This window comes from Deinococcus multiflagellatus, assembly GCF_020166415.1.
Classification (GTDB): Bacteria; Deinococcota; Deinococci; order Deinococcales; family Deinococcaceae; genus Deinococcus; species Deinococcus multiflagellatus.
Map to the genome: position 1 here is coordinate 64,529 of NZ_JAIQXV010000005.1, position 18,999 is coordinate 83,527.

The 18,999-nt window shown below is 69.0% G+C and carries 23 protein-coding genes and 1 tRNA gene; 13 read left to right on the plus strand and 11 right to left on the minus strand.

Translation table 11 applies throughout. The features are described 5' to 3' along the window. The first annotated feature begins 95 nt into the window (after positions 1 to 95). The 3 genes from K7W41_RS08740 to K7W41_RS08750 all read left to right on the plus strand — a co-directional run bounded on the left by K7W41_RS08740 (position 96) and on the right by K7W41_RS08750 (position 2,786). The gene (locus tag K7W41_RS08740) at positions 96 to 1,070 is read left to right on the plus strand and encodes a potassium channel family protein (RefSeq protein WP_224606996.1); all 975 of its coding nucleotides are present in this window, start codon (positions 96 to 98) and stop codon (positions 1,068 to 1,070) included. Positions 1,071 to 1,102: 32 nt separating this feature from the next. Beyond that, on the plus strand, positions 1,103 to 1,741 hold the full coding sequence (locus K7W41_RS08745; protein WP_224606998.1) for a DsbA family oxidoreductase: 639 nt from the start codon (positions 1,103 to 1,105) through the stop codon (positions 1,739 to 1,741). Positions 1,742 to 1,901: 160 nt separating this feature from the next. Beyond that, complete coding sequence (locus K7W41_RS08750; protein ID WP_224607000.1) at positions 1,902 to 2,786, plus strand: VOC family protein; 885 nt, start codon at positions 1,902 to 1,904, stop codon at positions 2,784 to 2,786. A 261-nt stretch (positions 2,787 to 3,047) separates the two neighbouring features. Here the strand turns inward: K7W41_RS08750 and K7W41_RS08755 are convergent, their stop codons facing one another. Then, a complete protein-coding gene (locus K7W41_RS08755) occupies positions 3,048 to 4,211 on the minus strand; it encodes a GNAT family N-acetyltransferase (protein WP_224607002.1) in 1,164 nt (387 codons plus the stop codon). Next, complete coding sequence (locus tag K7W41_RS08760; protein ID WP_224607004.1) at positions 4,196 to 5,254, minus strand: agmatine deiminase family protein; 1,059 nt, start codon at positions 5,252 to 5,254, stop codon at positions 4,196 to 4,198. Before K7W41_RS08760 ends, K7W41_RS08755 begins: the two co-directional genes overlap by 16 nt. 113 nt (positions 5,255 to 5,367) lie before the next feature. Here K7W41_RS08760 and K7W41_RS08765 point away from each other — a divergent pair, with 113 nt between their 5' ends. Continuing rightward, a complete protein-coding gene (locus tag K7W41_RS08765) occupies positions 5,368 to 5,832 on the plus strand; it encodes a hypothetical protein (protein ID WP_224607006.1) in 465 nt (154 codons plus the stop codon). 9 nt (positions 5,833 to 5,841) lie between these two features. Here K7W41_RS08765 and K7W41_RS08770 read toward each other — a convergent pair whose 3' ends face one another. The 3 genes from K7W41_RS08770 to K7W41_RS08780 all read right to left on the minus strand — a co-directional run bounded on the left by K7W41_RS08770 (position 5,842) and on the right by K7W41_RS08780 (position 8,260). Beyond that, positions 5,842 to 6,402 carry an orotate phosphoribosyltransferase gene (locus K7W41_RS08770; RefSeq protein WP_224607008.1) on the minus strand — a complete coding sequence of 187 codons (561 nt, stop codon included), beginning with the start codon at positions 6,400 to 6,402 and terminating at the stop codon, positions 5,842 to 5,844. A 2-nt stretch (positions 6,403 to 6,404) separates the two neighbouring features. Then, the gene (locus K7W41_RS08775) at positions 6,405 to 6,674 is read right to left on the minus strand and encodes a hypothetical protein (RefSeq protein WP_224607009.1); all 270 of its coding nucleotides are present in this window, start codon (positions 6,672 to 6,674) and stop codon (positions 6,405 to 6,407) included. 200 nt (positions 6,675 to 6,874) lie between these two features. Beyond that, positions 6,875 to 8,260, minus strand: coding sequence for a ribonuclease catalytic domain-containing protein (locus K7W41_RS08780; RefSeq protein ID WP_224607012.1), 1,386 nt, complete (start codon positions 8,258 to 8,260; stop codon positions 6,875 to 6,877). A 315-nt stretch (positions 8,261 to 8,575) separates the two neighbouring features. On the opposite strand from K7W41_RS08780, the gene K7W41_RS08785 reads away from it, so the two are divergent. The 4 genes from K7W41_RS08785 to K7W41_RS08800 all read left to right on the plus strand — a co-directional run bounded on the left by K7W41_RS08785 (position 8,576) and on the right by K7W41_RS08800 (position 10,833). Continuing rightward, positions 8,576 to 9,460, plus strand: a complete 885-nt coding sequence (locus tag K7W41_RS08785; RefSeq protein WP_224607015.1) for a DUF4097 family beta strand repeat-containing protein — start codon at positions 8,576 to 8,578, stop codon at positions 9,458 to 9,460. Beyond that, a complete protein-coding gene (locus K7W41_RS08790; RefSeq protein WP_224607017.1) occupies positions 9,460 to 9,696 on the plus strand; it encodes a hypothetical protein in 237 nt (78 codons plus the stop codon). Before K7W41_RS08785 ends, K7W41_RS08790 begins: the two co-directional genes overlap by 1 nt. Beyond that, entirely contained in the window at positions 9,693 to 10,364 is a 672-nt protein-coding gene (locus K7W41_RS08795; protein ID WP_224607019.1) for an SHOCT-like domain-containing protein, read from the plus strand. Before K7W41_RS08790 ends, K7W41_RS08795 begins: the two co-directional genes overlap by 4 nt. A gap of 115 nt (positions 10,365 to 10,479) precedes the next feature. Beyond that, positions 10,480 to 10,833 (plus strand): DUF2089 domain-containing protein, encoded by a 354-nt coding sequence (locus K7W41_RS08800; protein ID WP_221091052.1) that lies wholly within the window; start codon positions 10,480 to 10,482, stop codon positions 10,831 to 10,833. Positions 10,834 to 10,951: 118 nt separating this feature from the next. Here the strand turns inward: K7W41_RS08800 and K7W41_RS08805 are convergent, their stop codons facing one another. Further along, a complete protein-coding gene (locus K7W41_RS08805) occupies positions 10,952 to 11,482 on the minus strand; it encodes a GNAT family N-acetyltransferase (protein ID WP_224607021.1) in 531 nt (176 codons plus the stop codon). Positions 11,483 to 11,697: 215 nt separating this feature from the next. Further along, on the minus strand, positions 11,698 to 12,393 hold the full coding sequence (locus K7W41_RS08810) for a Crp/Fnr family transcriptional regulator (protein WP_221091054.1): 696 nt from the start codon (positions 12,391 to 12,393) through the stop codon (positions 11,698 to 11,700). A gap of 233 nt (positions 12,394 to 12,626) precedes the next feature. Here K7W41_RS08810 and K7W41_RS08815 point away from each other — a divergent pair, with 233 nt between their 5' ends. After that, positions 12,627 to 14,459, plus strand: coding sequence for an acyl-CoA dehydrogenase C-terminal domain-containing protein (locus K7W41_RS08815; RefSeq protein WP_224607023.1), 1,833 nt, complete (start codon positions 12,627 to 12,629; stop codon positions 14,457 to 14,459). Between the two features lie 60 nt (positions 14,460 to 14,519). Here K7W41_RS08815 and K7W41_RS08820 read toward each other — a convergent pair whose 3' ends face one another. Together K7W41_RS08820 and K7W41_RS08825 are read right to left on the minus strand one after the other, a co-directional pair. Further along, a complete protein-coding gene (locus tag K7W41_RS08820) occupies positions 14,520 to 15,185 on the minus strand; it encodes a winged helix-turn-helix domain-containing protein (protein ID WP_224607025.1) in 666 nt (221 codons plus the stop codon). A gap of 76 nt (positions 15,186 to 15,261) precedes the next feature. Further along, on the minus strand, positions 15,262 to 15,741 hold the full coding sequence (locus K7W41_RS08825) for a hypothetical protein (RefSeq protein WP_224607027.1): 480 nt from the start codon (positions 15,739 to 15,741) through the stop codon (positions 15,262 to 15,264). 144 nt (positions 15,742 to 15,885) lie between these two features. On the opposite strand from K7W41_RS08825, the gene K7W41_RS08830 reads away from it, so the two are divergent. Beyond that, on the plus strand, positions 15,886 to 16,362 hold the full coding sequence (locus K7W41_RS08830; RefSeq protein ID WP_224607028.1) for a GreA/GreB family elongation factor: 477 nt from the start codon (positions 15,886 to 15,888) through the stop codon (positions 16,360 to 16,362). 101 nt (positions 16,363 to 16,463) lie between these two features. On the opposite strand, the gene K7W41_RS08835 is transcribed toward K7W41_RS08830, so the two are convergent. Beyond that, positions 16,464 to 16,539 (minus strand) — tRNA-Ala (locus K7W41_RS08835). Between the two features lie 108 nt (positions 16,540 to 16,647). Between K7W41_RS08835 and K7W41_RS08840 the strand changes: the two genes are divergently transcribed. From K7W41_RS08840 to K7W41_RS08850, 3 genes are read left to right on the plus strand one after another with little or no spacing between them, the layout of a single operon-like run. Next, positions 16,648 to 17,400 carry a hypothetical protein gene (locus K7W41_RS08840; RefSeq protein ID WP_224607030.1) on the plus strand — a complete coding sequence of 251 codons (753 nt, stop codon included), beginning with the start codon at positions 16,648 to 16,650 and terminating at the stop codon, positions 17,398 to 17,400. Further along, on the plus strand, positions 17,397 to 17,579 hold the full coding sequence (locus tag K7W41_RS08845) for a hypothetical protein (RefSeq protein ID WP_224607033.1): 183 nt from the start codon (positions 17,397 to 17,399) through the stop codon (positions 17,577 to 17,579). The genes K7W41_RS08840 and K7W41_RS08845 overlap by 4 nt, the downstream gene beginning before the upstream one ends. Positions 17,580 to 17,599: 20 nt before the next feature. Continuing rightward, positions 17,600 to 18,487 (plus strand): TAXI family TRAP transporter solute-binding subunit, encoded by an 888-nt coding sequence (locus K7W41_RS08850; protein WP_224607037.1) that lies wholly within the window; start codon positions 17,600 to 17,602, stop codon positions 18,485 to 18,487. A gap of 60 nt (positions 18,488 to 18,547) precedes the next feature. Here K7W41_RS08850 and K7W41_RS08855 read toward each other — a convergent pair whose 3' ends face one another. Then, positions 18,548 to 18,946: an excalibur calcium-binding domain-containing protein gene (locus K7W41_RS08855; protein ID WP_224607040.1), complete on the minus strand. Its 399-nt coding sequence runs from the start codon at positions 18,944 to 18,946 to the stop codon at positions 18,548 to 18,550. Positions 18,947 to 18,999 lie beyond the last annotated feature (53 nt).

The window sequence follows — 18,999 nt, forward strand, 5'->3', positions numbered from 1 at the left end:
CCGGCGTCCCAGTGTGGGGTGTCAGGTGGGCCGGGTGACAAGTGTCATGTCGGTGACACTTGGGCCCCCGCCGCCGGGCCTCTAGACTGGGCCCGATGGACCGCCGCCGCCTGGTCACGCTGCTGACCCTGATGCTGGGGCTGGTGGGCTTCGGGACGGTGGGCTACCGGGTGCTGGAAGGCTGGAGCTGGCTGGACTGCCTGTTCATGACGGTCATGACCCTGACCACCGTGGGCTACGGGGCGCCGGGCCCGCTGCACGAGAGCGGCAAGGCCTTCAGCATCTTTCTGATGCTGGTGGGCATTGGCCTGATGCTGTACCTGCTGACCCTGCTGGCCGAAACCCTGGTGCGCGCCGCCACCGACCCCGATCTGGCGCGGCGGCGCAAGGAGAAGCGAATCATGACCCTGAGCAACCACACGATTGTCTGCGGCTACGGGCAGGTGGGCGAGGCCGTCAGCGTGGCCCTGCGCGGCGCCCGGCGCGAGGTGGTGGTGATTGATCCCCGGCCCCAGCACCTGGACTGGGCCCAGACCCAGGGCCTGCACACCATCGTGGGCGACGCCACCGACGAGGACGTGCTGCGCCGCGCGGGGGTGGAGCAGGCCGCCTCCTTGGTCACGGTGATCAACAGCGACCCCAGCAACCTGTACGTGGTGCTCTCGGCCAAGGGCCTGAACCCGGCCATCCGGGTGATTGCGCGCGCCAGCGACGAGGCCGCCGCCCGCAAGATGCGCCGCGCCGGGGCCGACGAGGTGATCAACCCCTACCAGCTCAGCGGTAACCGCATTGCCGCCATGATGCTGGCCCCGCGCCTGAGCCGCCTGCTGAGCGGCGACGTGAGCAGCGAGCACTTCACCATCCGCGAACTGGGGGTGCCGCCCGCCCTGGTGGGGCGCACGGTGGCCGAACTGGGCCGCGACACCGGCGCGCTGGTGGTGGCGGTGTGGCGCGCGGGCCAGCCCATCCGCAGCCGCCCCGAAGAGGTGCTGCGCGAGGGCGACGCCGTGCTGGTGGCCGGCGCCGCCGCCGAGGTGGAAGCGGTAGAGACGTTGCGCGGAGGCGGCTAGGCGCCGGGCAGGGCGGGTGCTACCGTGCCCCCATGACCGACCTGTATTTCGATTTCCTGTGCCCCTACGCCTGGCGCGGGGTGGAGCTGGCCGCCGCCCTGCGCGCCGGGGGTGAACGGTTCCGGTTGCGCCACTACTCGCTGGTGGAAGGCAACCACCCCGGGAACGCCAGTGAGCTGACCTGGCGCCTGACCGAGCAGCCCCACGCAGAAGGCAGCGCCGCCCAGCAGGGGAGCCTGCGCGCCTTCGTGGCCTCGCATGCAGCGGCGGCGCAGGGCGAGGAGGGCCACTGGGCCTTCACCCTGGCCCTGTACCGCGCGGTGCATGAGGCCAAGCAGCCCCTGGAAGAGGCCACCATCATGGCCGCCGCCGAGACCGCGGGCCTGGACCTCGCGGCCTTTGAGAGGGCCCGGGCCGACAACGACGCCCGCCGCGCAGAGCTGCGCGCCGAACTGGACGCCGCCCGCGAGGTGGGCGTGTTCGGCACCCCCACCTTTGTCCTGCCGACCGGCGAGGCCGCCTACTACCGCTTTGAAACCCTGACCCGCGACCCCGCCACCGCCCGCGAGTGGTGGACCCTGTACCGCACAGTCCTGACCAGCGAGGCCGAGATTGGCACCATCAAGCGCGCGAAAAACCGCCCGCCGCGCAAGGGGGGCGTGAAGGCCTGAAGGGGCTATGGGCCATGAGCTTTGAGCCATGAGGAAAAGCGGCACCCATTGGCCCTCTGCCATTTGCTATCTGCCATGCGCCATCCGCCGCCCGCCTCCCCCAATGCCCCCTGAACCGCGCTCCCATCCCCCGGTGCCCCGCGCCGCCTAGCCTCGGCGCATGACGCTGAGTCTGACCCAGGCCCCCGCTGGCCCCTCGCCCATTCACGACCTCGCCGGCCTGACGCTGGAGGTCAACCAGCTGGCGCGGGGGGTGCGCTTTTATGGGCAGGTGCTGGGGCTGCCGCTGCTGCACCTGGATGAAGAGAGGCAGGTGGCCCAGCTGGCGGTGAACCGCGCGCAGACCCTGACCCTGTGGCGCCCGGTCACGCGCCAGCCCAACGAGCCGTGGCTGGGACCGCTGCGGGCCCGGGGCGGCAGCCATGTGCATTACGCCTTTCAGATTCGCCCGGAAGACCTGCCACGCTGCCGCGCATTGCTGGACGCCCACGGCCTGCCCTGGCAGGAGATCAACCTGGGCACGCCCGAAGCCCCCGACCCCACGCTGTACTTCTTCGATCCGTTTGGGCATGGCCTCGAACTGCGGGCCGTGAACCGCCTGGACGTGCGCCAGCCCGCGTGTCCGGTGCCCGAAGAACCCTTGCAGCCCCAGGCCCACGCCCTGCCGGTGCTGGGGCTGCGCGAGGTGGCGCTGGCCTTTGGTGATTACGGCGCCATGAAGGCCCGCCTGCCCCGTGCCTACGGCTTCGCGCTGGCCAAAGAGCAGCCGGACCGCAACTTCGCCCAGTTCACCCTGGGCCCCGCGCCCGAGCCGGACGGCAACGGCACGCCCCGCCGCTGGCTGTACGCCTGGGACCCGCAGGTGGGGCTGGCCGACATGCTGGGCGGTGACCACGCCCACGTCGCCTTTTACGCCGATGTGGCGGCGGTGGCGCAGCGCGCCCAGGCCGAGGGCCTGCCCTGCGTGACCCAGGCCGAGCGGCTGGCCGTGCGCGACCCCGAAGGCCACGTGTTCGAGTTCCGCCCATTGCCCCAGGAGCGGTAAAGGGAAGGGGCCCGCACTGGGCCCCTCCCGTTGACGGCCACTCGCCACCCGGACTTCTGTAGAGAAATGCCCAATGAACACAGCGCCTTACTCCTCCCCCCTTGTGGGGGAGGCTGGGAGGGGGGGTTCACGAGCTGAGCGGTCCAGACACTGTTCTTCTACTGGCCTCTTGCCCTGACTCAAAAAGTGTTCGTGTCAGTACACGAGCGTAAAGGGGCGCGGGGTGACGCTGGAAGCGTCTGGACTCAACCACCGCCTGCCCTATCCCCCTTCTGGCAGGCCCAGGCGCCGCGCCACCTCGCCGCTGGGTTGCCTCAGGCCGCTGCGCACGTCCATGTAGGCGCGGTACACCTCGTCGGCGCTGTGGATCAGCACCGCCAGCACGCCGTGTTCATCCACCTGCATGCCCTGCAGGCGGAAGCCAGCGCGCAGTTTGGGCACCAGCACGGCATTGTTGGTGAGGTGGTGGTGGCTGCGAATCAGGGGGTAGCCTTCGCCGTGCAGGGCCGCCATGACCAGCGGCAGCAGGCGGCGGTACACGCCCCGGCCCCGGTGCGCGGGCAGCAGCGCCGTGTTCACCATGTAGGCCGTGCGAGAGTCCCAGGCGCGGCTGGCCTGCCAGCCAGCCACCGTGCCCTGGTGGGCGATCAGCCACGCCCACAGGGGGCCACGCGGCGCCGCCGCTGCGGGAGACCCGGCCCAGTCGAACGACACCGTGCTGTAGGCGAAGGGTTCCAGCTGTCCGTACACCTCGCGGTACAGTTCCGGCGAGACGCGGTGCAGGCTGTACCCACCGCCCAGGTCGGTGCCGGGGTCGACCCCCGGCGGCAGGGGCAGAGCGGGGGCCTGGGGAGACGGCGGCGCAGCCACATCCGGCACCCCCAGGCGCCGCGCCGTCTCGCCCTGCGCGCGCTGAAAGCCGCTGCGCACATGCATGGCGTCCCGGTAGGTGTCATCCAGCGAGAGGGTCAGTGCCGCGTTCAGTCCGCCTTCGTAGGCATTCAGCCCCTGTAGAAAAAAACCGGCCCGCAGCTTGGGGACCAGCACCGCATTGTTCGTGGCGCGGTGGTGGCTCTGCACCAACGTGAAGCCCGCTGCCCGGAAGGCCGCCAGCAGGTGCGGCAGCAGCCGGGTGTACAGGCCCTGTCCCTGGTGGGCGGGCAGCAGCCCGGTGTCGGCCATGTACACCGTGCGTTCGTCACGGGCGTGGGCGTGGTGCCAGCCGATCAGCTCGTCGCCCCGGTACACCCCCCAGGTCCACGCGTCGCCCAGCGGCGGGGCCTCGCGGGTGGGCGGGTCGAAGGCGTACAGCGAGTTGCCGCCGAAAATCTGGCCTTCCAGGCGCGCGCAGGCGGCCCGGTACTCGGCCAGCGAGATGGGGCGGGCGTGATAGCCGCCGCCCAGGTCTACTATTCCGGCTTCCACGGCTGGCCTGCGGGCTGCTGCTGCGTCACGCAGTGGAACGAGCCGCCGCCCTCAATGATCGCGCGGCTGCTCAGGCCGATCACCTCGCGGCCGGGGAACAGCGGGGTCAGCACCTCCAGCGCGCGGGCGTCGTTGGGGTCGCCGTACTGGGGCACGGCCACAAAGCCATTGCCAATGTAAAAGTTGGCGTAGGTGGGCGGCAGGCGGCCCTCGGCGCCCTCCAGGCGGTGGGCGGGCAGGGGCAATTCCACAATCCGGAAGGGCTGCCCGCCTGCGTCTGTCATGGCCCTCAGGTCGGCCAGATTCTTGGCCATGACCGCGTGGTTGGGGTCGTCAGGATTGCTCTCCACGCTGGTCACAATGGTGCGCTCGTCGGTGAAGCGGGTGATGGTGTCAATGTGGCCGTCGGTGTGGTCGTTTTCCAGGCCGCCGTCCAGCCACAGCAGTTTGTCCACGCCCAGCATGTCGCTCAGCAGCAGGGTGTAGCCCTCTTCGGTCAGGCCGGGGTTACGGGTCTCGGTCAGAAAGCACGAGCGCGTGGTCAGGCCCACCCCGGCGCCGTTGACCTCCAGGCCGCCGCCTTCCAGCACAAAGGGCAGGGCCCAGCGGTGCACGCCCAGGTGCCCGGCCACGTAGGCCGGCACCCGGTCATCGTTGTGCCACTCGAACTTGCCGCCCCAGGAATTGAATTTCCAGTCGGTCAGGGCCACTTCCCCGCCGCGCTGCACGAAAATGGGGCCGTTGTCGCGCACCCACACGTCGTCCAGCGGCACGCGGTGAAAGGTCACGTCGGCGCCGTGCAGGCGGGCGCGGGCGTCCGTGTCGCTCTCCTCGTCGCGCACCAGCAGCTGCACGCGCTCAAAGCGGGCGATGGTGCGCACCAGCTCCGCAAATTCGCCGCGCACGGCCTTCAGGTGCCCAAACCACAGCTCGTCGTCGGCGGGCCAGCTCAGCCACGTGGCGGCGTGGGGGGCCCATTCGGCAGGCATGGCAAAGCCCAGTTCGCGCGGGGTGGGGTCCTGGGCCGGGGAGAGGTCAGACATGGGCGCAGGCTAGAGCAGGTTGTGGGTTGTGGGAAGTGGGGCTGGGCGTGGGCAGCGCCTGCGCTCCCTCAGGTGAGGCGGCCAGCAGTTGGGCGTCCTGCTAGGGTCAAGCGGTGAAGCGCTGGCTTTCCCTGTCCCTCTTCGCCTCTGTGGTCGCTGGTAGCGCGCAGAGTACTCCACCGGCCCCCACCGAGGCCCAGCTGTTGGCCGGCGCCAAGAGCTTTTTCGGCACGTACTTAGCCGCCCACCAGGCCAAGGATGCCGGGCGTATTGCGGCGCTTTACCACGACGCCGCGCGAATCATCGTGACGCGGCAGAGCGCGGCCAACGGCAGCCGAACACTTGAGTTTTCAGGCGTGCAGTACAAAAAACTGCTCCTGAGCGTGCCCCTGACCGAGGCCCCGGACCGTTACCTCAACCCGGCCTACCGGGTGCTGGGGGACGGCGCGGTGCAGATCACCAGCCAGCGGCAGAGCGTGAGCCGGGGCTACACCGCGCCCCATGTGCTGTTCCTGCGGGCCGATGCGGCGGGACGGTTCTGGATCATGGCGGAACAGGCCGTTCAGAAGGTGCCGTAAGCCCCGGCTTTACTCGCGAATGTTGGTGTACCGGGGCGGGCCCGCCAGCTGGGCCGGATGGGCGGCCCAGGTCTGAAACGGGGGCGGGGCCAGCGTGTGCAGTTGTTCGCCACCCAGGTCCGTGCGGCTGATCCACGCGCTGACCCCCAGAACCGTGAGGCCCTGCGCCCGCAGGAACGCGGAGGCGGTTCGCGCGTCCCTGCCCGTGCAGATCAGATCGTCCACGTACACCGCGCGGTGGCCAGGGGCCGGCACATGCATGCGGTGCCACGCGGGGGCTGGCTGCAAGGTCAAAAAGGCCACGGGGAGCCCCAGGTGCCGGGCCACAAACGCGGCCAGCACCGCCCCGCAGGCCGGGGCTCCTACCAGCAGCGTGGCCCCAGGAAACTGCCCGGCGATGGCCTGCGCCTGCCACGCGGCCACCCGGTCCAGCTGCGCCGGGTCGCGCATGATCTCGCCCTTCTCAATCCAGCCGTCACCCAGTAGGCCATTGCGAAAGTGGGTCAGGCCAGGGCGCAGGGCGCCGCACGCCTGCAACAGCGGCAGCAGGTCCCCGGAAACATCACTCACCGTCAGCCAATCAGGGGACTGTCGCCGTTGCCCGCCAGCGCGCGGAAGCTGGCGGCCTTCTGGCACAGGCCCATGCGGTCGTAGCAGCCCGCCAGTTTCAGGGCAAAGAACTCCACGGCGCGGCAGTCTTCACGGCGCTCGGCCGCTTCCAGGCAGGTGCGGTAGTGCAGCACAGCGAGGTGGTACTGGGCCGAGGCGGCGGCGTGTTCGGCACGGCAGTGGCTCATGCGGAGGGACACGATGTCGCTCGGAACGGTGCTCGCTGCGGACATACCCGGCAGTGTAGCCACACCCGGGCCAGGATGAATGCAAGATGAATCAGGTTTGCAGCGCCAGATTGTGCGTCCCGCACGCTGTTTTTCCGCTATAGCCGAAATGAGACGACGAGATTTTTTACACTGCTGGGTCATCTGTCCTGCTGCCGGGGGGCTTATTCATAAAAGGGCCGCGCCAAAAAAAGTCTCTTCCGGGCTCAGCCCACCACGCGGGCGCGTACCGTCAGGTCCGGCAGGTTCACGTCCGTTAGTTCCACCTGCACCTCCTGCCCGGCGGGCACGGCGCTGCTGAGGGCCACGTCATAGGCCAGTTCGGGAATCAGCAGGGTGGCCTGGGGGCCGCGCCGCTCCACCACCACGGCGGGCCACACGCGCCCCGGTTGCGCGGCCACAAAGCGCAGGGTGTGGTGGCGGCGGCTGAGGCGCTCGGCCTGCCGGGTGGCGTCGGCGTTCATCTGGGCCTGGGCCACGCGGGCGGCCACCGCTTTGCCGCTCAGGGGCTCGGCGCCGGTCAGGTGGGCGCGCAGCTGCTGGTGCACCACCAGATCCAGATAACGGCGCATGGGGCTGGTGGCCTGGGCGTACAGGTCCAGACCCATGCCTGCGTGTGGCCCCGGCGCGGGTTGAAAGCGGGTGCGGGCCAGGGTCTTGCGCCGCGCCCAGTGGGCGCTGAGGCTGTCGCCGCGCACGTCGCGGTGCGGGGGGTCCTGGGTGGCAAAGGGCAGGGCCAGTTCGTGGTCGTCAGCGTAGATGGCCGCCGCCCAGCCGGCCAGGGTCATGCACTCCTGTACCACGGCGCGCATGTCCGGCTTGGGCAGCGGGGTCACCACGGCGCCGCCCTCGTCGGCCTTCACACGCACCTCGGGCAGATCAATGGTCAGGGCCCCTTCGGCTTCGCGCAGGGCCCGGCTCTGGGCCGCCAGCCGCGCCAGCGTCACGAACGGTTCCTGCCCGGCGTCCAGCGCCGCCTGCGCCCCCGTGTAGGTCAGCCGGGTCACGCGCACGGTGGTCAGGGCCACATCCACGGCGTCGGCGTTGCCGTCCTGGTCCAGATCCAGGCTGATGCTCAGGGCGGGGGTAGTGGGGTGCAGGCCCAGGCCCGCCTGCGCCACCAGGGCGTCGGGCACCATGCCCACCGTCTGGTCGGGCAGGTACAGGGTGGCGCCGCGCGAACGCGCTTCCAGGTCCAGGTCGCTGTCGGGGGCAATCAGCGCCGCCACATCCGCCACATGCACCCACAGCCGGGTGCCGCCCCCCGGCAGGGGCTCCACCGCCACCGCGTCGTCGGGGTCGCGGTTGCCCTCGTCGTCAATGGCGTAGCTCTGCAACTGGGTCAGGTCCAGGCGCGGCTCCTCGGGAAAGGGCGGCACCGGCAGCGTCACGGGCTGCAGGGCCGCGCCCAGCCGGTCGGCGTAGGGCGTGCGCGCCTCATCCCACAGCCCCGCACGCAGCAGCAGGGCGTGGGCCGCCTGCGGGGTTTCCGGCAGTTTCAGGTCGCGCAGGGTGCGGCTTTTGTCCTGTTTGCCCCGGGCCAGCAGTTCCACTTCGGTGCGCTGGGCCGGTGTGAGTTCGGGCATGGTCATGCTTCAGAGGATAGGGGAGGAAAGAGGTGGACGGGATGGAAAGGGGAGGTTTCGCTTTAAGTAAGGCTGGGTTGTTAGGTCGGGCGACAAGGTGCAGAGCGGAAGCTGGGGTGGTTTCCCCTGTCAAATGGGCCTGCGGTGGAAAGAAGCTGTGCTGGTCGAATTATCTAGTCCTCCCAATTGCCCAGCCCTGCCAGGCCTCGTCCCCGGGCATGCCAGAGCTGCCCACCCCTCCGCCTCAAACTTGAGAGATATGGAAACTTGAATTTGACAATCCGTAAAATCTATGTTTCTATATCTTCCAAGGAGACGAGCATGAATGAACAGCATCCGCAGGACGACTTCCGTTCGCACGTTCAGCGTCTGGTGGCCGAAGGCAAACTCACCGCCGAGGAAGCCCGGGGGCTGCTCGAAGAGGCCGGCCCTGTCTCAGACCTGCCGCCGGTCAGCCCGGCCAGCGGCCCCGCCCTGCCCCCGCCCCAGGCCGAACACGCGCTGCACCTGCTGGTGAAGGGCTACAGCCTGACGGTGGTGCAGGACCCGGCGCTGGGCGCGCCGCACCTCAGCGCCAACGAGGAAGGGCGCCTGACCCTGGACCAGACCCCGCAGGGCTGGCGGGTGGCGCGCGTGCCCGGCTCCATGCACCACACCGGCCCCGGCCAGGGCAGCCTGAAGGCCATCCTGACCGTGCCCTTTACCCCGGGCCATGTGCGCGCCGAAGTGAACGGCGGCAACCTGACCCTGCCCGATCTGGCCGGCGACATGCGCGCCGAGGTGAACGGCGGCAACGTGCGCATGGGCCGCGCCGCCAGCCTGCACGCCGAGGTAAACGGCGGCAACCTGACCGCCGCTGAACTGGGCGGCCCCACCCACCTGCGGGTGAACGGCGGCAACCTTTCCCTGAAGGGCGCGCGCACCCTGGACGCCAGCGTGAACGGCGGCAACCTGAAGTGGGCGGGCATCCTGAGCGGCGGCGACCACCGCGTGGAGGTCAACGCGGGCAACGCCACCCTGTACCTGCAAGAAGGCAGCAGCGTGCGCCTGGACGCCAGCGTGACCGTGGGCAACTTCCGCGCCGACTTTCCCACCCAGCGCCAGGGCGGCTTTCTGAACACCCGCCACCACGGCCAGCTGGGCAGCGGCGACGCCACCCTGCACAGCAAAGTGGCCGCCGGCAGTCTGAAGGTGGTGACCCAGTGATGAAACTTCCCGCCCATCCGCTGCCGGTGGCGCTGCCGCCGGTCAGCACGGACGCCCGCGCGTGGCTGCGCCGCGCCTGGGCCCGGCTGGTGCGCCCGCCCAGTGCCGAAGACTGCCTCGCCCGGCAGCGCCTGCGCGCCGAGGTGCGGGCCGAGTACGACGCCCGGCTGGACCTGTATCTGGCGGCCACGCTGCGCAGCGCCCCCGCCCGTCACCCCTGGGGAGAGCGGCCATGAAAGAAAAGATCAAGCGCATTCTGGACCTGATCCGCGCCGGCAAGCTCACCCTGGACGACGCCGCGCCCCTGCTGGCCGCCCTGAGCCCCAAACTGGCCCTGACCGACAGTGACCGCGAGCTGCTGAGCGCCCTTCTCTCCCGCGAGGAACTGGACAGTGCCCAGGTGGCCGAACACCTGATGCTGCTGCGCGGGGTGCGCGACGCCGCGCCAGGCGCTCCCTTTCCGCCCCAGCCGCCCCGCCCCCCCTCCGGCCCGCGCGTGGTGGTGGGTGGCCGCCCCGGGCCCCGCATGGACCGCTTTGTGGACCGCCTGACTGGAGGCATAGACGCTATGGTCGAGAACATCACGTCTCAAGTTGAACGCGAGGTGTCGCAGTTCGAGCGCCACATGCACGGCGACAGCCCCCAGCCCGGCCCCAGCCGCTCGGCCCGGGTGCTGCGCATTCAGGTGGAATCCCAGCACGGCGACGAGTTCAGCGCCAACATTCCCGTGAGCCTCGCCGCCCACCTCGACAAGCTGATTCCGCCCCACGGCCGCGCCGCCCTGGAAAGCGCCGGCTTCACCCTCGAAACCCTGCAACTGCTCATCGAGGCCAACCCCGCCCCCGGCCCCCTGATTGACGCCGAGGACCAGCACGGCAACGAAGTCCACATTGCGCTGAAGTAAAGGGTTGACAGGTGATGGTTGATGGAGAAGCAGGTCTTTTTCCATCAACCATCAACCGTCTGCCATCACCGCCCCACGCTTGACCATCACCCAGGAACCATCAACCATGAACCCCATGCGCCCCCTGCCCCTGCCCTTTCCCGATGAAACCGAGGCCCCGCTGGTCACCGAGCTGCGTTTTCCCACCAGCGGCGTGACGGTGCGCGGGGTGTTTGAACTGAACGAATTTGCGGTGCTCAGCCCGGAAAACCTGGAGTTTCTGCGCCTGTACATCCGCGTGCGCGGCAACCTGAAAGAGGTCGAGCGGGTGCTGGGCCTGAGTTACCCCACCGTGCGCGCCCGCTTCGACACCCTGCTGCGCGCCATCGGCTACGAGCCGGAGCAGGCTGACCCCCAGGCCGAAGTGCTGGCCAGCCTGGAACGCGGCGAAATCACGCCAGACGAGGCCGCGCGCAAGCTGCGGCGGTAGAGGGCTTGGGCCATGAGCCGTGAGCCATGAGCCATGAGCCGTGAGCCATGAGCCATGAGCCATGAGCCATGAGCCATGAGCCATGAGCCATGAGCCATGAGCCATGAGCCATTTTCCCTCAGGGACCGGCGGCCACGGTGCTCAGGTCTGCCCACACCATCCGCACCTCGCGCAGTTCGCCGCCGGGGATGGGCTGCACCTTCTCGCCGGCCTCGGCCGCGCCCTGGCGGGCGTACCAGTGCCGCGTGGGGTTCACGTCCAGCACCCACAGGGCCATGCTCTGCGCGCCGCGTGCCTGCAGGGTGTCGGCCACGGCGCGCAGCAGGGCCCGGCCTGTGCCCCGTCCCTGAACGGCGCGGCGGCTGTACAGCGTGAACAGTTCGGCGTCGTAGCCCTCGTGATCGCGCGGGGCGCCCGCCGAGGCAAAGGCGATCACCGCGCCCGCGTCCTCGGCCACCAGCACGGCGTCCTGGCCCGCCGCGATGTTCTGGGCCCAGAAGGCGGCCCGGCGCCCACGCTGCGCGTCGTCGGTCATGCGCGCCAGAAAATCGGCGGGCATCAGCCCCGCGTAGGTTTCGCGCCAGCTCCCCGTATGAATGGCCGCAATGGCTGGGGCGTCCTGCAGCGTGGCCGGGCGGATGGTGGGCATGGGGCGAGTGTAGTGGGGAGGCGGGGCAAGCGGGGGCGAGGTTGCGCGCGGGGCGCTACGGGCAACGGCGTCGAGGGGTCGAGAAGTGGAGGAGTCGAGAGGGCACCGGCCCGCGCTGGGCGGCTGGGACGCCGAACATTGCGGGGAAGTTCCGCCCCTCTTTGACCCTTAGACCCTTCGACTCTTAGACCCTTTGACCAGCGCCCCAGCGCCCCTCAGCTCCCCTGCTCGATGTACCGCTTCAGCGCGTCCATCCGCACGATGATCGGCGTGCGGGCGCGGACAATCGCGCCGTCCTGTTTCAGCTTGCCCAGCGAGTGGCTGACCGTTTCGCGGGTGGCGCCCACCATGCGGGCGATGTCTTCCTGGTTCAGCTTCAGGTTCAGTTCCACGCCCTGGCTGTGAGGGCGGCCAAATTCACGCGCCAGGCGGTAGAGAAGGCTGGCGACGCGCTCCGGGGCGCTGTAGGCGCTTACCGTGGCGGTCCAGGCCTGCGCTTCAAAGAGGCGGGCGGCCATCAGGCGAATAAGCTTCATGGCCAGATCTGGCTTGCTGCCCAGCAGCTTTTGCAGTTCGCTGCGCGGCAGCACGATCAGGGTGGTGCGTTCCAGCGCCTCGGCCTGGGTGGGGCGGCGCTCTTCGGGTTGCAGCAGCAGTTCGCCAAAGGTGTCGTGCTGGCCGATGACGCCCAGAATCGCTTCCTTGCCGTTGGGAAACAGCTTGCTGATTTTCACCAGGCCGCTGCGCACGAAGTACAGCGCGTCGGCCGGGTCGTCCATACGGTAGATCACTTCGCCGGGCCCATACGAGCGGTAAGGCGTGCTGGCCGCCACGCGCTCCAGTTCGGCAAGTTCAAGGTCGGCGAACAGCTCCGTTCTCTTGAGGTGCCAGACCAGGCTCGGATAGTTCATGATTCTTCACAATACCCGAAAATGCGCCCCCCGCCCGGGGCTGCCCCCGACGCCAGGCAGCTGCATGAAGGGGCGATCAGCCCCGCCGCTCTGCCGGGGTGAGGGGAGGGCCACGGTGAGACAGCAGCCCACCTCACATGACATTCGCCCCGGAACGTTTTATACTCGGTTCAACTAACAGTGCCGGGTGGCGTCCCCCAGGGGCGAAACCCCACACACGGAGGACACCAACTATGCCCACCTACAAAGCCCCCCTGCGCGACATCAAGTTCCTGATGAACGAGCTGCTGGACGCCCCCGGCCAGCTGGCCCAGATGCCCTACTACGCCCAGAACGAGACGGCCGACGCCGATCTGCTGAGCCAGGTGCTGGACGAGGCCGCGCGCTTCGTGGAAAGCGAACTGGTGCCCCTGAACGCTGTGGGCGACAAGGAAGGCTGCACCCGCCACGAGAACGGCGACGTGACCACCCCCACGGGCTTCAAGGCCGCGTACCAGAAGTACACCCAGGCCGGCTGGTCCGCGCTGGACGCCGACCCCAACTACGGCGGCCAGGGCATGCCCCACCTGATCAGCAACGTGCTGGTCGAGATGATGAACTCCGCGAACGTGGCCTGGGCCATGTACCCCGGCCTGTCGCACGGGGCCTACTCTGCCCTGCACGCCGTGGGCAGCGACGAGCTGAAGAACCTGTACCTGCCCAAGATCGTGTCTGGCGAGTGGACCGGCACCATGTGCCTCACCGAGCCCCACGCCGGCACCGACCTGGGCATGATCCGCACCAAGGCCAGCGACAACGGCGACGGCTCCTACAGCATTACGGGCACCAAGATCTTTATCTCCGCCGGTGAGCACGACATGGCCGAGAACATCGTGCACCTCGTGCTGGCCCGCCTGGACGGCAGCCCCGAGGGCACCAAGGGCATCTCGCTGTTCCTGGTGCCCAAGTTCATCCCGGGCGCTGACGGCCGCGTGGGCGAGCGCAACGGCGTGGTGTGCGGCAGCCTGGAACACAAGATGGGCATTCATGGCAACGCCACGGCCGTTCTGAACTTCGACGGGGCCAAGGGCTGGCTGGTCGGCGAAGTGAACAAGGGCATGAACCACATGTTCATCATGATGAACGCCGCGCGACTGGGCACCGGCCTGCAGGGCCTGGGCCTGGGCGAGGTGGCCTACCAGAACGCCCTGGCCTACGCCAAGGACCGCACCCAGATGCGCCACGAGCCCCGCGTGAACCCCAGCGAGCAGGCCGACCCCATCATCGTGCACCCTGACGTGCGCCGCATGCTGCTGACCGGCAAGGCCTACAGCGAGGCCGGGCGCGCCATGGCGATGTGGCTGGCCCTGAGCCTGGACACCGAGCACCACCACCCCGACGAGGCCAAGCGCAAGGAAGCCGCCGATCTGGTGGCCCTGCTGACCCCCATCGCCAAGGCCTTTATGACCGACAACGGCTTTAACGTGGCGGTGCAGAGCCAGCAGGTGTTTGGCGGCCACGGCTACATTCAGGAATGGGGCATGGAGCAGTTCGTCCGTGACGCCCGCATCGGCCAGATTTACGAGGGCACCAACGGCATTCAGGCGCTGGACCTGCTGGGCCGCAAGGTGCTGATGGACGGCGGCAAGAAGCTGCAGAAGCTGGCCGGCACCCTTCAGGCCTTTGTGGAAGAGCACGAGGACGACGAGGCCATTGGCGAGTACGTGTCGCAGCTGGGCAAGGCCGCGCAGCAGCTGGGCTCGCTGACGATGGTTGTGGGCCAGAAGGCCATGCAGGAGGGCGGCGCCGACGAGGTGAACGCCGCCGCCGTGGACTACCTGCGCTTCTTCGGCCATGTGGTGTACGGCTACCTGTGGGCCCGCATGGCCAAGATCGCCCAGGACAAGATTGACGCCGGTCAGGACAAGGACGGCTTCTACCTCGCCAAGGTGCAGACGGCCCGGTTCTACTTTGCCAAGCTGTTCCCCGAGATCAAGACGCTGGCCACCACCATCAAGGCCGGCAACGAAACCCTGGCCGTGGACGACCGCGTGTTCGGCCTGGACAGGCAGCTCGTCGGCGCGTAAGCGGCAAGCAAGTGTATGGGGCCTGTCCATTGTGGCGGGCCCCTTTTCTTGGGCCGGGCGTCAGGCTGGGTCAGCGCCCAGAAAGCTGTTCACGGCACGCGACAGGCTGCGGTGGGGCGTGTCCTCGGCGCGGAAAGCCAGCACGGCCAGGGTGCAGGGCACCCCGCCGGCGCTGTGGCCTTCCGTCTGGGCTTCCTCCAGCAGGGCACTCAGGGCGCGGGCCAGCTGCCGGTATCGCTGTGGGCTCAGGTGCAGGGTGAGGCGGTCCAGATGGGCCGGGTGGCCCTCTGGGCTGGGGGCATCGGGCGGGGTCATGGGCGGGGCCGGCTGGTGGGCATCGCCAAAGCCATACACGTCCTCTTCACCGTCATGGACCAGGGCCCAGGACCGCTCGTAGGCGCGCAGGAAGCCGTCACTCAAGTCCTGCAGGTCAGCGGTGCCGTTGCCTTGCGCGTCGCCGGGCGGCAGCAGCGTCATGGGCACGCGAAATTCGCGGGCGGCCAGCTGAAAGTACACCCGTCCGCCTTCGCGCCGCTGCTCGAACAGCAGCCCGCAATCGGTCAGGCGCCGGGCGTGGTGGTGCACGAGGTTGGCCGCCATCCCCGCCCGCGCCGCCACCTCGCTGGGCGACTGGGGCTGGACGAACAGGCCCAGAAAAGCGTGATGCTGGCGCAGCGCGCGGGCCGCTGCGGGGTCGGTGATCTGCAGGGACGCCTGTGGGGTCATGCCCGCCAGTGTGAAGGGCCGCGTTTCAGTGGGCCAGGGGCAGGGCTGAAACGTGGCCGGTCTGGTTCCTGTGTGCTTAAAGGCCCGGAATCGGAACAGCCACCGGGCGGATGGGCTGCCCCTGATCCTGGGCGGTGTTCAGCAGCGTGTTCATGCGGCGGTTGAGGTCATGAATCCCGGCCTCGTTGAAGCGGCCCCGCTGCAGGTCACTCCCCACGGCCCCCAGGGATTGCCCGAAGCCGGGCAGCAGGGAACCAATCTTGTTCAGGAAGGGGTCTTTGGTGTTGCGCGTCATCTTGACGGCGGCGTTCACCTGATAGGCCGCAAAGGCCAGCGCCAGCCCGGCCTTGACGATATTGGCGCGCTGCCCGGGTGCGCCCACCTGAAACTTGTACTGGCGGTAGGGCTTCCAGACCCAGGTGTTGAAGGCGTAGTACGCCGCGCCCAGGTGAAAGACGAACTTGGCTTTTTCGGCCACGGTGGCCTGCGCCTGCTGAGCGGGGGCCGCCACCAGCAGCGCGCCAGCCAGCAGGACAGCTGTGCGGCGTCGGGTCATGCGGCCAGTCTGGCGGGCTGGGTGCCCGGCCCAGATGAACCGAACTTGCAGGGGGCTGAAGCTGCGCTTGCCAGGGTCTTCATGCAGCCCACCTGCCCCTGGCCCCCGTGGCACACTGCGCCCACGCCCCACCCAGAGGTGCCCATGCCCCACACCACCCAACTCACCCCGGAAGGCCACGAGCGCCTGCAGCGCCTGTTGCAGCAGGAGTACGCCCGCCTGGAAGAGGCCCGCCGCGTGGTGCAAGAGCAGCTGAGCGCCAACGACAACGAGAACCTGGGCCTCAGCGCCGCGCAGCAGGATCTGCTGGCCCTGCAAGAGCGCATCGCCGGGCTGGAAGACAGTCTGGCGCAGGCCACTGTGCTGGCGCCTGCCCCCGGTGCCCCCGACACCGCCCAGCTGGGCAGCCTGGTGACCTTGCAAGACATGGCGTCCGGGCGCGAACGGCGCTTGCAACTGGTGGCACCCCTGGAGGCTTCGGCAGTGGCGGGCGAGCGGCCACGGGTGAGCACCGAGAGCCCGGTGGGGCAGGCCCTGCTGGGGCGCCGGGTGGGCGAGACCTTCACGGTGAACCTGGGGTCCCGGAGTGCCACCTACCGCGTGCTGAGCCTGGACAGTTGATGGTGATGCCCAGCGCAGGTACGCAGAGAGAAGAGCGCCCCTTCCTGGCGGAGGCACGGCAAAAAAGACCCCCCGGAGGAATCATCCTTCCGGGGGTCTTCTGGTGGAGCTGAGGGGATTCGAACCCCTGACCTTCTGAATGCCATTCAGACGCGCTCCCAACTGCGCCACAGCCCCGAATTTCGGGCTCAGGAAAGGTAGCATTCCGGCGGCCAGCTTGTAAAGCCACCCGCCCGCGCCGCAACGGGCGCAACGCCGGGGCGCAATTGGGCGTATAAGAGGGGTATGAGCCAGCCCTTCCGGGACGAAAGCGTGATCGAACTGCGGCCCTCCACGCAGGCCCCGGCCAAGCGGCCGGTCACGGCAGGCAAACTCGCCCTGGTGACGGGCGGCGGGGTGCTGGCGCTCGCGGCCCTGGGCGGCGCGGCGATTGCGCTGTTCAACGTGGCACTGACCACCGTGACGCTGGGGGCCTTTCTGGTCGCCATTCTGGCTGTGATTTTCCTGATGCCGGCCCTGATTCTGGCGCTGAATGCCGGCCGGGTGCGCGCCAAAGAGGGCGTGGCGCGCGCCATGCCCCTGGAAACCCTGATTGTGCAGCGCAAGCAGTTTGAGCAGCTGATTGGCGTGAAAGCCCAGCAGCTGCAGGAGGCCAACGGGCATCTGGAAGACTTCCGGCGCCTGATCGAGAGCAACCGCGCCGACATGGACGCTGCGGACATCGCGCGCTGGGAGGGCGACCTGCAGGTCAGCCGCGACGCTTTTGCCCGCGCCCAGACCCACCTGACCGACCTGCGCGCCGATCTGGCCGAGTTCGACCGCCAGATCAAAAAGGCGCGCATTGACACCCAGCTGGCCCAGGCCAAGGGCAATGTGGCCACCGCCCTGCAGCAGGCCAAGCTGAGCGCCGAGGACCGCCACGTGACCGAGAGCGCCCTCTCCGAGATTGCCCGCCGCGCCGGGCGCAACGCCGCGTTGCTGGATCAGGCACTGGCGGCGGGTGAGGAAAGCCGCACCAAGCGCGGAGCCGGCGCATGAACCGCGCCGCGCGCATTGGCGCCCTGCTGGCCCTGATTCTGGTGGTGTGCGGCGTGGTGATCGTGCTGGACCAGCGCGGCGCCACCGCCAGCAGCCCTTCCGCTGGTCCAGCGGCCACCCCAGCCACCTCGGCCCCGGCCACCCCGCAGGACCCGGGCGGCTACGGCGGTCTCAAATAATCCCCTTTTCAGGAGTTCCTATGAAGCGACGCATGCTGTCTCTGGCGACCCTGCTGCTGTGCGCCCCCCTGAGCGGGGCCGCCACGCCCACCTTTCTGAACGTGGCGACGGGCAGCTCGACGGGCACCTACTCCACCATGTTCAAGAACATTGGCAAGGTGTGCGCCCAGAGCGCCTACCTGAAAGAACGCGGCACCAGCGGCAGCCTGGAAAACATTGACCTGCTGCTGGGCAACGAGGTGTCGCTGGCCTTTGTGCAGAGCGACGTGCTGAAGGCCAAAGAGCAGATTGACGGCGACGCCCGCGTGCAGAACATCAAGGCCCTGCTGCCGCTGCACAGCGAAGAAGTGCACCTCTTTGCCAAGCCGGTGGTGCAGAAGCGCGATCTTCTGGGGCGCGTGACCACCACGGGCGTGGGCACCTTCAACGACCTGAAGGGCAAGCGCGTGGCGGCCTGGGGCGGCAGCATCATCACGGCCCGGGTGCTGAGCGCCAAGCTGGGCGTGCCTTTTGCGGTGCTGTCGGTCAAGGACCGCGACTCCGCCTTTGCCCTGCTGCGCGCCAACCAGGCCGACGCGGTGCTGGCCGTGGTGGGCCAACCCGCCACCTGGGTCAAGGACCTGAGCGGCGTGAACCTGATTCCGGTGCCGTACGCGCCGGCCCTGCAGGGCATTTACACCAGCGCCAAGCTGCTGTACCCCACCCTGGGCGCGGGCAGCGTGCCCACCGTGGCCGTGCAGAGCGTGCTGGCCACCCGCGACTTTAAAACCCCCGAGAAGAAGGATCTGCTGCTGAAATACCAGAAGTGCGCCATGAGCAAACTGGTGAACCTGCAGGAAGACGAGGGCATGCACCCCAAATGGCAGGAAGTGACTTTTAAAACTTGGCCCTGGCCGCAGTACAAGTAAGGCGAAGGGAAAGGGGCGGAGATCACACATCCGCCCCTCTGCCTTTGGCTTGACTCTGGCTTACCGCTCGCCCAGCTCGCAGGCCCAGCCGTTGCGGTTCTGGTCCAGGCCCACGCGGTAGCCCACGTTGCCTATGCGCAGCGGGGCCACCCCAGCCCGGCGCATGGCCTGGCAAGAAGCGAAAAAGCGGGTGCCCTGACCGGCCAGCGGCGCGCTGCGCGGCACCGGGCGCAGGAGGCTGCGGGCCATGTAGCCGCCCCGGCCCTGGTACGTGGTGCGGCACCAGCTGCCCTGGCAGGCCACCGTCAGCAGGCGCCCCTGGGGGACCACCGCCACCACAGCGCCCGACATGGACGGCGCGCGGCGCAGGTTGGCGGTGGTCGTGGTGACGGCGGTGGCGGCCTGCGCCGCGCCCAGCAGCGCCAGAGCCAGGGCCGAAGCCCGAAGGATGTTCGTCATGCCCGGCAGCTTGGCACCCGCCAGCTGACGGCGAGTGAAGGGAGATTGAAGTG

Coding starts and splice junctions, on each gene's coding strand:
- K7W41_RS08740 (WP_224606996.1), top strand. CDS start 96: ATGGACCGCCGCCGCCTGGTCACGCTGCTGACCCTGATGCTGGGGCTG.
- K7W41_RS08745 (WP_224606998.1), top strand. CDS start 1,103: ATGACCGACCTGTATTTCGATTTCCTGTGCCCCTACGCCTGGCGCGGG.
- K7W41_RS08750 (WP_224607000.1), top strand. CDS start 1,902: ATGACGCTGAGTCTGACCCAGGCCCCCGCTGGCCCCTCGCCCATTCAC.
- K7W41_RS08760 (WP_224607004.1), bottom strand. CDS start 5,254: ATGTCTGACCTCTCCCCGGCCCAGGACCCCACCCCGCGCGAACTGGGC.
- K7W41_RS08775 (WP_224607009.1), bottom strand. CDS start 6,674: ATGTCCGCAGCGAGCACCGTTCCGAGCGACATCGTGTCCCTCCGCATG.
- K7W41_RS08780 (WP_224607012.1), bottom strand. CDS start 8,260: ATGACCATGCCCGAACTCACACCGGCCCAGCGCACCGAAGTGGAACTG.
- K7W41_RS08785 (WP_224607015.1), top strand. CDS start 8,576: ATGAATGAACAGCATCCGCAGGACGACTTCCGTTCGCACGTTCAGCGT.
- K7W41_RS08790 (WP_224607017.1), top strand. CDS start 9,460: ATGAAACTTCCCGCCCATCCGCTGCCGGTGGCGCTGCCGCCGGTCAGC.
- K7W41_RS08795 (WP_224607019.1), top strand. CDS start 9,693: ATGAAAGAAAAGATCAAGCGCATTCTGGACCTGATCCGCGCCGGCAAG.
- K7W41_RS08800 (WP_221091052.1), top strand. CDS start 10,480: ATGCGCCCCCTGCCCCTGCCCTTTCCCGATGAAACCGAGGCCCCGCTG.
- K7W41_RS08805 (WP_224607021.1), bottom strand. CDS start 11,482: ATGCCCACCATCCGCCCGGCCACGCTGCAGGACGCCCCAGCCATTGCG.
- K7W41_RS08810 (WP_221091054.1), bottom strand. CDS start 12,393: ATGAACTATCCGAGCCTGGTCTGGCACCTCAAGAGAACGGAGCTGTTC.
- K7W41_RS08815 (WP_224607023.1), top strand. CDS start 12,627: ATGCCCACCTACAAAGCCCCCCTGCGCGACATCAAGTTCCTGATGAAC.
- K7W41_RS08820 (WP_224607025.1), bottom strand. CDS start 15,185: ATGACCCCACAGGCGTCCCTGCAGATCACCGACCCCGCAGCGGCCCGC.
- K7W41_RS08825 (WP_224607027.1), bottom strand. CDS start 15,741: ATGACCCGACGCCGCACAGCTGTCCTGCTGGCTGGCGCGCTGCTGGTG.
- K7W41_RS08830 (WP_224607028.1), top strand. CDS start 15,886: ATGCCCCACACCACCCAACTCACCCCGGAAGGCCACGAGCGCCTGCAG.
- K7W41_RS08840 (WP_224607030.1), top strand. CDS start 16,648: ATGAGCCAGCCCTTCCGGGACGAAAGCGTGATCGAACTGCGGCCCTCC.
- K7W41_RS08845 (WP_224607033.1), top strand. CDS start 17,397: ATGAACCGCGCCGCGCGCATTGGCGCCCTGCTGGCCCTGATTCTGGTG.
- K7W41_RS08850 (WP_224607037.1), top strand. CDS start 17,600: ATGAAGCGACGCATGCTGTCTCTGGCGACCCTGCTGCTGTGCGCCCCC.
- K7W41_RS08855 (WP_224607040.1), bottom strand. CDS start 18,946: ATGACGAACATCCTTCGGGCTTCGGCCCTGGCTCTGGCGCTGCTGGGC.